This is a genomic window from Pseudomonas syringae group sp. J248-6 (genome assembly GCF_032586995.1).
GTDB classification, from domain to species: domain Bacteria; phylum Pseudomonadota; class Gammaproteobacteria; order Pseudomonadales; family Pseudomonadaceae; genus Aquipseudomonas; species Aquipseudomonas amygdali.
In genome coordinates, this window is the sequence record NZ_JAWHOP010000030.1 from 20,744 (window position 1) to 34,192 (window position 13,449).

General features: G+C 53.8%; 16 protein-coding genes. All 16 read left to right on the forward strand.

Going from position 1 to position 13,449, the window contains the following annotated elements:
* Positions 1-988: 988 nt before the first annotated feature.
* From RYC17_RS24775 to RYC17_RS24850, 16 genes are read left to right on the forward strand one after another with little or no spacing between them, the layout of a single operon-like run.
* Positions 989-1,453, forward strand: a complete 465-nt coding sequence (locus tag RYC17_RS24775; RefSeq protein WP_316904659.1) for a TrbC/VirB2 family protein — start codon at positions 989-991, stop codon at positions 1,451-1,453.
* On the forward strand, positions 1,450-1,749 hold the full coding sequence (locus RYC17_RS24780) for a VirB3 family type IV secretion system protein (protein ID WP_316904660.1): 300 nt from the start codon (positions 1,450-1,452) through the stop codon (positions 1,747-1,749). Before RYC17_RS24775 ends, RYC17_RS24780 begins: the two co-directional genes overlap by 4 nt.
* Positions 1,736-4,402 (forward strand): type VI secretion protein, encoded by a 2,667-nt coding sequence (locus tag RYC17_RS24785; protein ID WP_316904661.1) that lies wholly within the window; start codon positions 1,736-1,738, stop codon positions 4,400-4,402. Before RYC17_RS24780 ends, RYC17_RS24785 begins: the two co-directional genes overlap by 14 nt.
* Before the next feature lie 8 nt (positions 4,403-4,410).
* Positions 4,411-5,082: a type IV secretion system protein gene (locus tag RYC17_RS24790; protein WP_316904662.1), complete on the forward strand. Its 672-nt coding sequence runs from the start codon at positions 4,411-4,413 to the stop codon at positions 5,080-5,082.
* A gap of 28 nt (positions 5,083-5,110) precedes the next feature.
* Positions 5,111-5,326, forward strand: coding sequence for a hypothetical protein (locus tag RYC17_RS24795; RefSeq protein WP_316904663.1), 216 nt, complete (start codon positions 5,111-5,113; stop codon positions 5,324-5,326).
* Entirely contained in the window at positions 5,319-5,711 is a 393-nt protein-coding gene (locus RYC17_RS24800; protein ID WP_316904664.1) for a hypothetical protein, read from the forward strand. The genes RYC17_RS24795 and RYC17_RS24800 overlap by 8 nt, the downstream gene beginning before the upstream one ends.
* Positions 5,699-6,556 carry a type IV secretion system protein gene (locus RYC17_RS24805; RefSeq protein ID WP_316904665.1) on the forward strand — a complete coding sequence of 286 codons (858 nt, stop codon included), beginning with the start codon at positions 5,699-5,701 and terminating at the stop codon, positions 6,554-6,556. Before RYC17_RS24800 ends, RYC17_RS24805 begins: the two co-directional genes overlap by 13 nt.
* Positions 6,556-7,221: a type IV secretion system protein gene (locus tag RYC17_RS24810; RefSeq protein ID WP_316904666.1), complete on the forward strand. Its 666-nt coding sequence runs from the start codon at positions 6,556-6,558 to the stop codon at positions 7,219-7,221. Before RYC17_RS24805 ends, RYC17_RS24810 begins: the two co-directional genes overlap by 1 nt.
* Positions 7,222-7,246: 25 nt before the next feature.
* Positions 7,247-8,035 (forward strand): TrbG/VirB9 family P-type conjugative transfer protein, encoded by a 789-nt coding sequence (locus RYC17_RS24815; protein ID WP_316904667.1) that lies wholly within the window; start codon positions 7,247-7,249, stop codon positions 8,033-8,035.
* Positions 7,963-9,300 carry a TrbI/VirB10 family protein gene (locus tag RYC17_RS24820; protein ID WP_316904668.1) on the forward strand — a complete coding sequence of 446 codons (1,338 nt, stop codon included), beginning with the start codon at positions 7,963-7,965 and terminating at the stop codon, positions 9,298-9,300. The genes RYC17_RS24815 and RYC17_RS24820 overlap by 73 nt, the downstream gene beginning before the upstream one ends.
* Before the next feature lie 9 nt (positions 9,301-9,309).
* A complete protein-coding gene (gene virB11 / locus RYC17_RS24825) occupies positions 9,310-10,353 on the forward strand; it encodes a P-type DNA transfer ATPase VirB11 (protein ID WP_316904669.1) in 1,044 nt (347 codons plus the stop codon).
* On the forward strand, positions 10,343-11,299 hold the full coding sequence (locus RYC17_RS24830) for a lytic transglycosylase domain-containing protein (RefSeq protein ID WP_316904670.1): 957 nt from the start codon (positions 10,343-10,345) through the stop codon (positions 11,297-11,299). Before virB11 ends, RYC17_RS24830 begins: the two co-directional genes overlap by 11 nt.
* Before the next feature lie 33 nt (positions 11,300-11,332).
* A complete protein-coding gene (locus RYC17_RS24835) occupies positions 11,333-11,659 on the forward strand; it encodes a TrbM/KikA/MpfK family conjugal transfer protein (RefSeq protein ID WP_316904671.1) in 327 nt (108 codons plus the stop codon).
* On the forward strand, positions 11,659-12,228 hold the full coding sequence (locus tag RYC17_RS24840; protein WP_316904672.1) for a phospholipase D family protein: 570 nt from the start codon (positions 11,659-11,661) through the stop codon (positions 12,226-12,228). The genes RYC17_RS24835 and RYC17_RS24840 overlap by 1 nt, the downstream gene beginning before the upstream one ends.
* A 10-nt stretch (positions 12,229-12,238) precedes the next feature.
* On the forward strand, positions 12,239-12,838 hold the full coding sequence (locus tag RYC17_RS24845) for a hypothetical protein (protein ID WP_316904673.1): 600 nt from the start codon (positions 12,239-12,241) through the stop codon (positions 12,836-12,838).
* Positions 12,839-12,893: 55 nt separating this feature from the next.
* On the forward strand, positions 12,894-13,418 hold the full coding sequence (locus RYC17_RS24850) for a hypothetical protein (protein WP_316904674.1): 525 nt from the start codon (positions 12,894-12,896) through the stop codon (positions 13,416-13,418).
* Positions 13,419-13,449 lie beyond the last annotated feature (31 nt).

The following is a 13,449-nucleotide window of genomic DNA, read 5'->3' on the forward strand; positions in this document are numbered from 1 at the left end:
TACTTTTATGGATTCTCGCACGCGAGAAATGGGTTCATGCCGCCTGCGAGAACCGACCTGCTTGGACTGTTACAATTGCCGCAGCCGTGGCCGGGCAGGGTGGGGTTCAGTTTCCTTGCAGCCTGCTTGATGCGGTTAGGAGGGTGGCCGGGGCGGCTCCCTGGTAGCCCTCCGCTCTTTCCGCGACACCTCTTCCCCCCTGTACGACATCACCTACAGCCGTACCTGAAAACGCCTACAACTTTGGTCGAGATACGTTCAGTCTAAATTTGACCGTTCGTCCAGAAACTGCCGAGGTGGTGAGAAAAATCCCCTTCTACCTGTCTACCGCGCGTGTCTCGCCGGTAAGACACATTCCGCAACATCCGACAAGTGGTACATCGCTTCTTGTCACGTCAATCGAGCAGGGTTGATCTTCGAAAGAATCGCCCGTGACTCAATCACTTACAGCGCATGGCCATCACGCCGCCATCGCATCGGAATCCGCAGCGATTTTGCTAAATCGTTTCTCGGATCCAAAACCGCAAAAAATAAAAGGTTGATTTCATGAAACGTAATAGCTACGGTGAATCACGAAACACGACTTTTGTGCAACGAAACACGAAAGAGGACGAAAATGCGAGGTGGGATCTAGATCACGAAAGGGTAAGCAATCAGTATTTCCTCAGTTTTTAGCTTGCAGCTTTGCCGAGGATGAGATGCAGACCCTAGACAAAAAAGACCTGACCACCTTCACGGTCGCCCAGCCTGACTATCGAGTTCACCTCCGTGAACATTGGGAAGGGCAGGCCCGGAAGTGGGTATTGATCATCGAGAGCCCTTCGACTGGGCAGACATTCACCATCGTAACGGCGTTAGGAAGGACACGGCTTTTTACCAATCCTGAAACCGCCATCGACTTTATAAAAGAGACGTGCCTTAACAACCCGAATAACGCAATAACCGTAACGTACGGGAAGCCCCCGTCATGACATAACAGAGGTAATCTATGAAACTCGGAACTGCAATTCAAAGCTCGAAAGATGCAGTAAGCGAAACCGCTAAACCCTCTCTCCGTGATAAAACCACTGGCGTTTATAAAGCGATAAAACAGTGGTTCCAGCCTAAAAAAGGCATGAACCATAAAGCTCTGATGCGTCAGGACTGGACTGCGAAAGTAGAAAAGGGTTTCGTCACTGGTTCGATGTTAGCCCTTGCTGCTATGCCAACATTTGCACATGCCGACGTGGACTTTGGCCCACTCAAAGACCTGTTCAAATCTGCCGTGCAATTTCTGATTTACGACTTGGGTTACTACCTCGGCATCGCCGCAATCGCCATTCAAGGCATGCGGGCAAAAAGCGGACGCATCGAATGGTCAACTTTCCTCTGGTGCTGCGCGGGTGTGTTCATCGTCTTCTTCGCACCTAACTTTGTCGATCAAATCAAGCAGAACGCAACACAAATGTCATGACCAGTATTGAGCACGATCCCGATGAAGGGGAGGTGCTTGTTGTTGCGATGGCCAGGCCATCAATGGTCGGGCCTTATACAATGTCAAGCATCGGCGTCAGTATCTTCCTGCCATTCATGGCAGCGATGATCTTCAAAAACCTTTGGCTTGTTCTAACAATGCCAATCATGTTTGCGATCACTTATTACATTTGCTCGAAGGATGTTTATCTATTTGGCGTCCTTTGGTCACTGCACAAGCTCAAGGGCTCACGTAATAAGAGATTGTGGGGGTATCGAAGCTATGCACCTCGTTGACAAGTACCTTAAAAAGTTGACGCGCAACCTCGATCTCTCAGTGGGTGTACAGCATCCTTCCGGGTCTGGTGAGGATTTGGATGAGCTGGTAGCCAGCGAATTTATTCCGTATGACATCCCATACGACGATGAAACGCTGATTACCAAGGAAAGCGCGCTCATCCAAGTTATCAAGCTCGATGGTTTGTACTTCGACTCACTTAGTGCTGAACAGGTTAAACAGTTCGAGCGTCGCCGTAATACTCTGTTGCGCAGCATTGCATCGAGTAACTTCGGCATTTACGTCCATACGGTGCGCCGGAAAATCTTCGATTATGTCGAGGGTGAGGGGTCAACTTGGTTTGCCCGGCGTTTCAATGATGCTTGGCGGGAGCGCTACCGGACTAACGGGTTCTACATCAATGAGATTTATATCTCACTGGTACGCACCCGTTTCCGCGCCGGAGTGCCGGGCTTCATGGATCGTGGCATTGCCCTGGTCACCGGCACCAAGGCCACTGCATCAGAACCTGAAAGCTATGAGGCTATGGCAGCGGATCTGTACAAGGCTAGTGGCTTGCTTGTCAGTGGACTAAGCGAATATGGGGCGCGCCGTTTGGGTGCCCAGCGCCTGCCGGTGTACGAGACAGAGTTTGTAAGCCGTGAGGACGCTTTTGCAGCGATTCGTCGGTTCCGTTGGAACTGGGCCGAGTTCAAGCAAGAGCATGGCGATCTGGAGCAGTATCCGGCTGAAACAGTGGTCGAATACCTGGGCGAAGAATGGTCTGAGATTACGAGTTTCCTGCACTATCTTGTCAACCTTGAAGACAGGAAAGTGCCGATCAGTGACTTGAAAATCTGCGACCAACTGCCGTCTGCACGCCTTAATTTCAAGCTTGTTGCGACACTGTGCGAGGTCAAAGCCAGCACTAGCTCTCGTATTGGCACAATGCTGAGCATGGGTGAATGGCCACGTCGTACGCCGTCGCGCATGATGAATAAATTCATGCAGCAGCCGGTCGAGTTCATCATCACTCAGTCCTTCTACTTCACGGATCGGATTGCAGCAGAATCGCAACTGACCCAAGAAACTCGCCGCTTGACTGTGAGCGACAAGCACGGGGTGGCGAGCGAAGACGCGGCAGAGCTGACCGAAGGGCTCAAGGCGCTGCGCCGTGGCGATACTGTCAACGGACTGCATCACCTGACCATCTTCGTGCATGTCGCAGCCCTGCCAATGGACGCCGAGGAAAACCGCAAGAAGAACCTGCAAAACCTCGACCAAGCGGTGAGCCTCGTTGAAAAGTGCTTCATTGACCTGAACGTCAAGTCCATCCGCGAATGGATCGGCCTTGAGACTTTTTTCTGGTCGCAACTGCCAGGGCAGTCAACCGCGTTGATTGGCCGTCGCGGAAAGATCAAGTCGAGTAACTTCGCGGGCTTCGCTTCGTTCCATAGCTTTGCCCTTGGCCGCAAGGAAGGGAACCTGTGGGGGCCAGCCATTACGGTCTTTGAGACCGAAAGTGGCACGGCCTACTACTTCAATTTTCACCGCGAGCTTGAAGGCATGGTTGCCGGGCATACGGCTATTGCTGCTGATACAGGGTCGGGTAAAACCACGCTGTTGGCCATGATGATCGCGCAGGCCGATAAAGCTAAGCCACGGGTGTTCTGGTTCGATAACCGCTTTGGCGCGAAAGTGTTTATGAAAGCAATGGGCGGTGTCCATACCGTCCTTTCGCCCCATAGCGGCATGCGCTGGAATCCCTTCAAGTTGGACGACACGGCGGAAAACCGTGCGTTCTTGGTCGATCTGCAAGTGCTGATGCGTGCCTGCTACGCGCCGACTGATGCGAGCGCAGACGACATCAAGCGTTTCAAGAAGCTCGTAGATGAAAACTATGAGCTGCCCTTTGAAGATCGCCGCCTGCGCAATGTGGCATGGGTATACGGCCAGGGCGAGCTGTCCGACATCATGGCTATCTGGCACGGAGCCAAAGGCGTGACAGGTGCCAATGCCGGGGTTTTCGATAACGTAGAGGATTCAATCGACCTGGCCAGCTCGCGCTATTACTGCTTCGAAATGATGGAGCTGCTGAAGGGTGGCGAGGCCCGCCCTGAGTTGCCTGTACTCATGAGCTACCCCTTGCATCGCATCGAAATGGCTATGGATGGCACGCCGTTCATTCTGGTGCTTGAGGAAGGCCAGAACCTTGTCAAAAACGAGTATTGGAAGAAGCGTATCGACAATTTCATCATGCAGATCCGTCGCAAGAACGGCCTGCTGATCTTTGTTACTCCTGATGCGAAGTATTTCCGCAGTGAAACCGATTCGATTGATAAACAAACCTCAACAAAAATTTATCTCTCGAACGATTCCGCAAAACCTGAAGATCACGAAAATCTGACTTCCGCAGAGTTGACTTGGATTCGTGAAATTGGCCCCGCGTCTCGGAAGTTTCTCATCCGGCGCGGCAAAGAATCCATCCGCGCTGTATTCGACTTGTCCGGTTTGAATGAGTTTATTCCGGTGTTGTCGTCGAACGATGTTGGTGTGGCTCTCATGGATTCAATCATCGAGCGACTTGGTACTGATGACCCTGAACAATGGGTTCCAGTGTTTATGCAAGAAGCTCAGAGCAAAAACACCCACAACTTGAAGGCAGTTCAATGATGGCTCGCATGAAGAAAATCTACCTCCCATTGGCGCTCGCATTGGCAGTTGGCAACGCCAGTGCTGGTGTACCTACATTTGACTACGCAAACGCTGCTGCGATGGCCCAAGAGTTGATGCAACTCCAAGCGCAGTACGAAACGCTCAAGCAACAGTATCAAACCATGCAGAACGTCCAGGGCAACCTTGAAGGTTCGTATGGTCGCGGTTCGGTTGGCCTTGATGACTCTCTCGATGCCGCGTCCGTGGTGCCTGGCTCTTGGCAAGAAGTGGTGTCGCAACAGAGCAGTGGTGCATACGGCAGCAAACAGTCGTATTACGAAGACCTTATCAACACGATGCCGCAGGAGCTGTTTGACAATCCCGAGGGCCAGCGCGCCAAGGGCTATCAACTCAGCTCCAACTCCGTCCGTGCTGCCATGTCAGGGGGGGACGCCTTGTACAGCGAGGTGCAAGTTCACTTGAACAACTTGGCCACCTTGGCAGCGCAGGTAGATACCACAACTAACGCCAAGGACGCTGCGGATCTACAGAACAGAATCGCAGCGGAAAACGGGATGCTGTCCTCGGCGCAGTCGAAGCTAAGCGCCCTGAACATGAATCTGCAAGCGAATCTGAGCAACGCCGAAAACCAAGCCACGGCGGATAACCAGAAATTTTTCACTTGGTCTGATCAGTAATTCTCGCGTGCGAGAAAAGGAGACGCATATGAAAGCCCTGACACTCATCTTAAAAATCTTGTTTGCCCCTGTGTGGCTGCCGCTGTGGGTTGTCTGGAAGCTCGGCAAGGTACTGATCCTTGCAGTCTTCATTTCCGCAGCCACTGGGTGCACCACCAACACTGGTCACATTGACAAGTCGCCATGTGCCTGCACGTTCACCCCTTTTGAAGTACCGGCAGCAAAGGAGGATCGCAATGTTTAAGCCCAAGCTGAACGTAACCAACATCCTTACCTTGATCGTCGCTGTCGGTGTGGTAGGCGGTCTGATCTACATCAACTCGTCCACCTACTTCACCACCAGCTCCGGCAGCGATAGTGCCCCAACTGTACAGCAACCTGTGACGGGCAACCCTCTGCTGACGGCCAAAAAAGAAGATGTCAGCCGCTGGTTTCCGGGTACTTGCTTCGCTGAAATCTACATGCAGTCGTCATCGTACGGCGGTGCCCTGGTTCAAGGCTGCATCGAAAAGACTATCCGCGAGGTGGCCAGCGAAACCGGCTACAAGCTGAGCGCTGATGACTTCCGTAAACCCGAGGTGATTGCCCACTTCAAGACAGTCTACGGGGCTGCCCCATGGCGAACCTGACCTTAGAGGGCTTGGTCGGGGCTTCTGATGAAGTATCGACCCGGTTCGTAGCCGAGGTCTTTCCGAACCTGGCTGGTCTGGTTTCTCCCGTCGTGTACATCGCGGCAGTTCTTTACTGGGCCACATTGGGTTTCTCGGTCTACAGCGGTCGCCAAGGCATCGACCCATGGGACTTCGGTAAGCGCGGCATGATGACGCTCATGGTGTTTGCCGGGCTCAACTGGGGCGAAGGCGGTTCGATCTTGTACCAAGGCTGGGCACAAGCGACCGAGGCACTTGCGGCTAAGGTCATGAGTGGAGGTTCGACTACCAATATGCTCGATGCTCTGTATGTCAACATCGGCAAGGTGTCGAGCGTTTTGATGAACGTGAGCTGGCGTCAGTTCGGCATGATCCTGATGGGGTATGGCCTATTTGTAGTCAACTGCATCCTGTTCGTAGTGGCTCTGTTGAACATGCTGATTGCAAAGTTTGGTGCTGCGATCTGTATGGCCATTTTCCCAATCATCATCGGCTTCTTCTTCTTCCAGTCTACCCGGCAATGGGCGATGAACTGGTTAAGCAAGATGCTCAACTTCTCGTTCGTTTACGTCATGTCGATTGCCATCGTTCGCTTCGGCTATGCAGCATTTGGTGACGCAATCGACGAAGTAACCAGGGCAGCAACCATAACTGATGCTGCGCTAATCACTGCCCAGCAATACGGCACGCTTCTGATTGTCGTCGGGATTTTGGTGATTTGCATGTTGCAAGTTCGTTCTTGGGCAGCGGCCCTTGCTTCGGGTGCAAGTGTACAGGGCGCATCGCTGGTAATGATGGCTATCCGCAGTGCAGGTATTCGCTAATGGACAACACATTTAAGAACGACGAAACAGCTCGCCGGAAACACTTAGTTGAAAACAAAAAAGTCCGACAGGAACGAAACCGGTCTTTGCTCGGCCAAGGTATTCAGGCAGTTGTGATTCTTGGTTTGGTCGCCGCTGTAGTCTTTCTGTCTAAGACGCATACAGTTATCCCGGTGGTTACGGTCATTGGCGCAGACGGTGAGGTTCTGAAACAACGTGTGGTCGATAAGAACAATGTCAGCTCAGAGGAAGCGTTGATTGAGTCTGATCTGTATACGTTCATCAATTCATGCAACACCTTCGACCCACGTGCCCGGCAAGAAATGTCGGATATTTGCCATATGTTTTCGAGTCCTGAAGTCGCACGTCAGTACGAGCATGAAATTGCAGCAGACAATCCACGTAATCCTTACCTGACCCTTGATGACAAATCTTGGATTAGTGCTCAGGCGTACGGGATCAACAAAATTGGCGATCTGTATCAGGTTGCTTTCAACTCCAATTACTACGCAACACCAACGTCTGACCCTAAAACAACGCAGTATGTCGCCACCGTAAAAGTTCAGCACACTGGTGAACCAAGGGCATTGGGTGATCGTTGGATTAACCCGCTTGGCACTGTAATCACCGTATATCGCAAGAACGAAGAACTGAGCCGCCAGTAATCGTTCTATCGCAAGGAAACTGACAATGAACATGAATCTCCGCGCATTGCCGCAAGTGACAGCTATTGCCCTGAGTCTGGCAGTTGGATCAATTATCCTCCCAGCTCAGGCCGCAAAAGAGCCAACTTCCTTGATGACCGATCAGCGCGTCAAGCAAGTCCCATATGACCCGAATCAGGTCTATGAGCTGATTGGTACTTATAATTATCAGACTTCAATCGAGTTTGAAGCTGATGAAATGGTCAAGGTTGTTGCCTTGGGCGATACCATTGCCTGGCAGACCGTGACCTACGAAAACCGCCTATTCCTCAAGCCTGTCGAAGACAATGCTAAAACCAACCTGACGGTTATCACCAGCAAACGTACCTACTACTTCCAGCTCAACAGCTCGAAGTCTTCTAAAGGCCAGTCATATCTGGTGCGATTCGTATACCCCGGCAGCCGTGTGACCACTTTTGCAGGTGCTAAGCCATCGCCAAAAGCAGCCTATACAGCTTCGGCAAGTGAACCGAACATCAACTATGGCTATTCAGGCGACCGCGATGCAATTGGCGTTACTGGTGCCCTGGATGACGGCGAATTCACCAAGTTCCTGCTGAAAAAAGGAACTGATATGCCGCAGGTGTACATGGTGATGCCCGATGGAACCGAGAAACTGGTCAATAAGCGCCGCGAAGGTGACTACATCGTAGTCGAGCGAACCGCCAGCATGTTTGTGTTGCGGGACGGTAACGCTTATGTGTGCATCGAGAACCTTGCAAACCCCTACAAGCGCACCGTAACCCGTGGTGCGCGCGATGGCGGGGGGGCATAACCATGGCAGATCAAGAAAAAACCCGCGAAGAAGAAATTCGTGAATGGGATGAATCGCAAAGCAACTCGATGCTCAAGGGCGGTAAATCCAACAAGCTGAGCGGCATTGCAATTGCTGTCGCCGCAGTTGTTTTGTGCGGTGGTGTGTTCTGGTTGCAGCATAGCGGCAACGATACCACCGAAAAGAAAAAGACCAGTGATGACCTGGTCATTTCCGAACGTCGCCGCGTGCAAGATCCCGTGCAGCCGCGCAAGCAAGCCACGGTGCCCGCTGCATCTAATGACGGTGCCCAAGAAGCGAAGGCTGAAACCCCTCGTAGTACCGTGAACAAGCAACAGGCGACAGGCCTGTCAGAAGATGAAAAGCGCCGGCGGCAGTTGGAGTTCCAGAAGGAGCTGGAGCGGCAGAAGATGCTTGCCGCCCGGCAGCGGTCGGCCATTGTTGCTCAGTCCCGTGGCGGTGCTGGTAATGGTGGCAGCTCCGGCAGCGCTACTGGCAGCAGCTCAGGACAGTCCGGTGGAATGCTGGGCGGCAGCTCGCGCAGTGGTGCGCAGAATGCCCCAACAAACAGCAATGACGCATACGCGCAATCGACATTCTCCGATGGTGTAGCCGTATCCGAAGCGCGGGCCATGAAGGATCTGGAATTCAAGGTTCTTCAAGGCGCGACCATCGACGCCGTGTTGCAGCCTCGGGCCAAAAGCGATCTGCCCGGTCAGGTGTGCGTCAGTGTGCAGCGCGACGTTTATGCAGCAGTCGGTCGTCGTGTGTTGATTCCTTGGGGATCGACAGTTTGCGGTAGCTACAACGCAAGCCTCAAGCCGGGCCAAGAACGCCTTTTCACCATTTGGAACTGGCTGCGTACTCCCAAGCTGGACGGACGCCCAGCAATGGAAGTTGCCTTAAACAGCGGCGGTGCCGATCAGCTCGGTTCGGCAGGCCAAGGCGGCGTAGTCGATAACCACTGGGCGCAAATTTTCGGTGTTGCGGCAGCAATTTCCGTTATCGGTGCAGGCGCGTCGAATAGTGGTGTTGGCAGTGGTGACCGAGAAAACTCGGCATCGAATTACCGCACGGAAGTGCAGGAAGCCGCGGCTGATTCCGCGCAAACCGTCCTGGGCCGCTACGCCAACATTCAGCCATCGCTGACCGTACCGCATGGCTCGCGTGTGGTGATTTACCTCAACCGCGACCTCGATTTCTCGTCGCAGTACAAAGAAGAAGTAGAGCGCGCCGAGAACGGCGGCGTTACCTACATCCAGTGAGGGCCAGTTATGTCTGAGATTGCTTCTTTCCGCGCCAAACTGGCCAATGTGGTCGCTCTGCTGGATGACCCAATGGTGACTGAGATTGCCATCAATGGCCCTGATAACGTGTGGGTAGGTCGACGTGGCCAGCGGTTCATGAGTCCGGTGTCGGTCGATGGTGTAACCGTTCCGCTGATCGTATCACTGGCCGAAGTAATCGCCGCTCACACGAATCAAGAAGTTGATTCGATGGCCCCGATACTGTCAGGGCGCATCCCGATCAATCTTGAAGATAACGTGCCAGACCATGAGCGAGGCGACTACCGCGTACAGGTAGTGCTAGCTCCGGCCGTCGAGCAACATATCGGTGGCATCGTCACCATTCGTAAGCCCGGCCGCACGATCATGACACTAGATGATTACGCGCTTTCAGGTGCATTCGAGCGGATCAACGAGCCAGTTGATCGCGCAGATTATTCCGACGATCACCTCAAGGAGCTGATGCGGGATCGGCAGTGGAAAGCCTTCTTCATCGGCGTCATCAAGGCTCGCAAGAACATCATGATTTCGGCGGGCACCAATGCCGGGAAAACCACGTTCCTCAATAGTCTTTTGCAACACATCGATCCGCAAGAGCGGATCGTGACCATCGAAGACACTCGCGAAATAAGCTTGGCAGCGCAGAACAAAGTCCACTTGATCTACTCCCGTGGTGGGCAGGGCAGGGCAAAAGTCACGCCCTTTGATCTGCTCGAATCTATCCTGCGCCTGACTCCCGACCGGGCAATCATGGGCGAGCTGCGCGGCGGTGAGGCTTTTCCTTTCCTTGAGCTGCTGAACACCGGACATAGCGGATCGCTGAGTTCGATTCACGCGGACTCTCCAACCATGATGTTCGATCGTCTCGCCTCAATGGCGGCTCGTGGCGGGGCAGACATGAGCAAAGACCAGCTCATTGAGTATGCCCGTCAACTCGTAAACGTTGTTGTGCAGTGGGAATACGGCTTCGACGGAAAGCGCTTCATCACTGAGGTTCAATTCGGCTCGGAGGTACAAAGTTATGCTGCCTAAATTCACAATCGCCGCGCTGGCTCTGTGCTGCGCTTTCAATCAAGCGTATGCGGATGATGCGGCAACGATCCCTGAGTCGGTTGTCTTTTCGGAGCTGGCGGCGCAGTGCGCTCCGAAGGTTAACCATCAAACCCTGAACGCCCTGGTGGGCAATGAATCTTCGTACAACCCATATGCAATAGGTGTGGTCGATGGCGTCCTTGAACGTCAGCCACAGTCGCGTAATGAAGCTGTGGCCACTGCTGAGCGGCTTGAGCAAGAGGGTTATAACTTCTCTGTAGGTATCGGCCAGTTCAACATCAAGAACATCCGGGCAATGGGTCTGACCGTAGATGAGATGTTCGACGCTTGCCGTAACCTCGAAGTCAGCAGCGAATTGCTGGTCGGTTATTACACCCAGTCGCTGAAAGAAACCCCTGAGCCTCAGAGAGCTTTGCGCCGAGCGCTCTCGCGCTACTACAGCGGCAATCCACGTCGTGGTTTCCAGTCCGATTCTCCTGGCGGCACAAGCTATGTGCAGCGGGTAGTCGGTCGTGCCTTGGCCCCTAATCAGGTTGACCCTGTGGTGCCCGCTTTGGAAGCCGCTGATGGCGATCAGGCCATAGCCGTGCGTCAGACTACAGAGCAGGCCAGGAAACGCCCTGAGCGCGCCCGTAGAGCCACACAAGAACAGTCCGAACAATGGGTGATTGTCGCGGGTTCCTCCGGCAACCAATCGCCTGCTGAGCAACCAGCCTCATTCGATAAGGCTGATAGCGATTCTGATCCCGAGGCAGTGGCCGAAGGTGATGAAAAATCAACGGTGAAAGTCGCGCTGAATACTGACAGCGAGGGTGGTGGTAAGCCGCCCGTGACTGAGTTCCACCGTCCCAAGCCACAAGGCAAGCAACCGTCGCGACGTGCTGAACAGTCGTCGGCTCCGTCGTTCGTGCAAATCATCAACTGACGTTTCTCGCACGCGAGAAAAATAGGGGAAAACATGAAACTCAAAATTCCGGCATTCGTGCTGGCGGGCATCCTTTTGCCTGCAATTACATGGGCTGACGTTCAACCGTTCACTGACATCGACGATGGCAGCGACCCCGACGCTTGCGGCGCAGCTTTGTGCTTGACCTCTGCGATCCGCGACGACGACTGCAATAAGTACGTGGACAAGTATTTCGATATAGAGAAATACCGTCACGGCCATTTCAGCCCAAGCCGTACCAAGGAAGCGCGTTGGGATTTCCTGCAACAGTGCAAAGACGACACGGAGGAAAAATTCAGGGCCAATGAAAAATGGGGCCCTGTACAGAGGGGCTTTTGATGCGTACTCAACGCCCCTTCGCCCTGGTGCTGACAGTGGCACTCGCGGCCATCACTCCGTTAGCAAACGCCAACCCTGATGCTTTGCAGGATGAGCGGCGCATCGAGGTTGGTTTCTCGCCGGAAGGATCTGCGCAGGCGCTGATCCTCTCAACTCTCAAGGCGGCCACCAGCTCGATTCGGCTGTCTGCTTACGTCTTCACAAACCCCGAAGTCACCAGCGCCCTGATCGCCGCGAAACAGCGCGGCGTCGATGTGGCGGTGGTGGCTGACCATCGCAGCAATTTCGAGGATCGACGCGGAGAGGCAGGGCGACATGCCCTGTCGTTGCTCGCCAAGTCGGGTATCCCAACCCGCACCGTCGATGCCTACACGATCCATCACGACAAGTTCTTTGTCGTCGATGGCGTTGCCGTCGAGACGGGCAGTTTCAATTTCACCGCCGCCGCAGCTCGCAAGAACAGCGAGAACGCCCTGGTTGTGTGGAACGACCCCGATCTAGCGCAGCGTTACCTGAACCATTGGAAAAGCCGGTGGGATCAGGGCAGAGCAGTTCAATCCAATTACTGAGGAAAGAATCATGCAAGCAGCTCAATCTGGAGTAACTACCTACCACATCAACGAAAAGGGCAAAGCCCCGCAGGTGTACACCGATGCGGGCAAAGCGGGCGAGGCCTGGCAGAAAGCCGCACTCGAACCGACCTCCAATGTGATTATGAAAACACCGGAAGGACGCGCCAAGCTCTACGCCGCAGCAGGCACCGAGAAAGGACAGGTCTACAAGGATTTGCCGTTCGACAATATGCCTGGGGCCTCAGAGTTCAAACAGTCATTCAAAGATAGCTTGGAGCGCACCAAAGCTGAACTGAGCATGCCCGCAAGCCAAGCGGATATGCCAGCGCTTCAACGCCCAGAATTGGGTAAGCAGTACACCGGCAAAATAATTGATTTCAAGGGCAGTCGTGTTGTGCAAGCAATCGCGGATGGCAACAAGACGATTTTTGTTGAACACAACCGTGAGAATCTGCAAATCAACCACTCGGCACTCATGATGCCCGGCAAGGACGTAACCGTACGCTATCCATTCTCGGCTAACGTCGGGATCGTGCGCGAAGGGCTGGAGAAGTCCATGCGAACACACGAGCATGCGCCGAAGGCGTTTGGCGGCATGAGCCGATAACCCACTGACAGCGCCGTTCTCGCACGCGAGAACGGCCATTAGCTGAGGTAGTCACATGACCAAAGACATCGAAGGCGATAACCAGCTTCGCGCACGGCCTCCGTGGGAAAAGAATCGCAAACCGCGCCTTGATAGTGATTCCGCATCCCTCCAGCATTTGCCAGATTCTCGGGTCGAGTTCGTAGTCAAAGAAGGTGATTCGGCCTACACCAAGCCTGCTTCCGATAGCCGCGAGCGTGCACAAACAGACTGGCAAGTCGGCAGCATTGAAGGTTCACCGCATGACCGCTATGAGGAATGTCTGACGCCCGAACCTGGGCGCGTCTATGTCGGGCCTATAGTCGATTCCCGATTCGGCACGCTCTATCAGGAAACGGTGCAGGACGGGCGTAAAGTGTTGATCGCTCACAAGCGCCTTGATCTGCATAGCGACCAATCAATGTTGTTTGCGCGCAACGGGGGTCACATCAAGATTCACTATGTCGGCCAGGGAGTAGGGATAGGCACCCCGGAACATCGAACCCTTGAAGAACGCGAACGTGAGTACGGCCACACTCGCATCGACGGAATCAGTCGCTGACTCCAACCACGCACCCACAAAAAACCCCGCC

Coding starts and splice junctions, on each gene's coding strand:
- RYC17_RS24775 (WP_316904659.1), top strand. CDS start 989: ATGAAACTCGGAACTGCAATTCAAAGCTCGAAAGATGCAGTAAGCGAA.
- RYC17_RS24780 (WP_316904660.1), top strand. CDS start 1,450: ATGACCAGTATTGAGCACGATCCCGATGAAGGGGAGGTGCTTGTTGTT.
- RYC17_RS24785 (WP_316904661.1), top strand. CDS start 1,736: ATGCACCTCGTTGACAAGTACCTTAAAAAGTTGACGCGCAACCTCGAT.
- RYC17_RS24790 (WP_316904662.1), top strand. CDS start 4,411: ATGAAGAAAATCTACCTCCCATTGGCGCTCGCATTGGCAGTTGGCAAC.
- RYC17_RS24795 (WP_316904663.1), top strand. CDS start 5,111: ATGAAAGCCCTGACACTCATCTTAAAAATCTTGTTTGCCCCTGTGTGG.
- RYC17_RS24800 (WP_316904664.1), top strand. CDS start 5,319: ATGTTTAAGCCCAAGCTGAACGTAACCAACATCCTTACCTTGATCGTC.
- RYC17_RS24805 (WP_316904665.1), top strand. CDS start 5,699: ATGGCGAACCTGACCTTAGAGGGCTTGGTCGGGGCTTCTGATGAAGTA.
- RYC17_RS24810 (WP_316904666.1), top strand. CDS start 6,556: ATGGACAACACATTTAAGAACGACGAAACAGCTCGCCGGAAACACTTA.
- RYC17_RS24815 (WP_316904667.1), top strand. CDS start 7,247: ATGAACATGAATCTCCGCGCATTGCCGCAAGTGACAGCTATTGCCCTG.
- virB11 (WP_316904669.1), top strand. CDS start 9,310: ATGTCTGAGATTGCTTCTTTCCGCGCCAAACTGGCCAATGTGGTCGCT.
- RYC17_RS24830 (WP_316904670.1), top strand. CDS start 10,343: ATGCTGCCTAAATTCACAATCGCCGCGCTGGCTCTGTGCTGCGCTTTC.
- RYC17_RS24835 (WP_316904671.1), top strand. CDS start 11,333: ATGAAACTCAAAATTCCGGCATTCGTGCTGGCGGGCATCCTTTTGCCT.
- RYC17_RS24840 (WP_316904672.1), top strand. CDS start 11,659: ATGCGTACTCAACGCCCCTTCGCCCTGGTGCTGACAGTGGCACTCGCG.
- RYC17_RS24845 (WP_316904673.1), top strand. CDS start 12,239: ATGCAAGCAGCTCAATCTGGAGTAACTACCTACCACATCAACGAAAAG.
- RYC17_RS24850 (WP_316904674.1), top strand. CDS start 12,894: ATGACCAAAGACATCGAAGGCGATAACCAGCTTCGCGCACGGCCTCCG.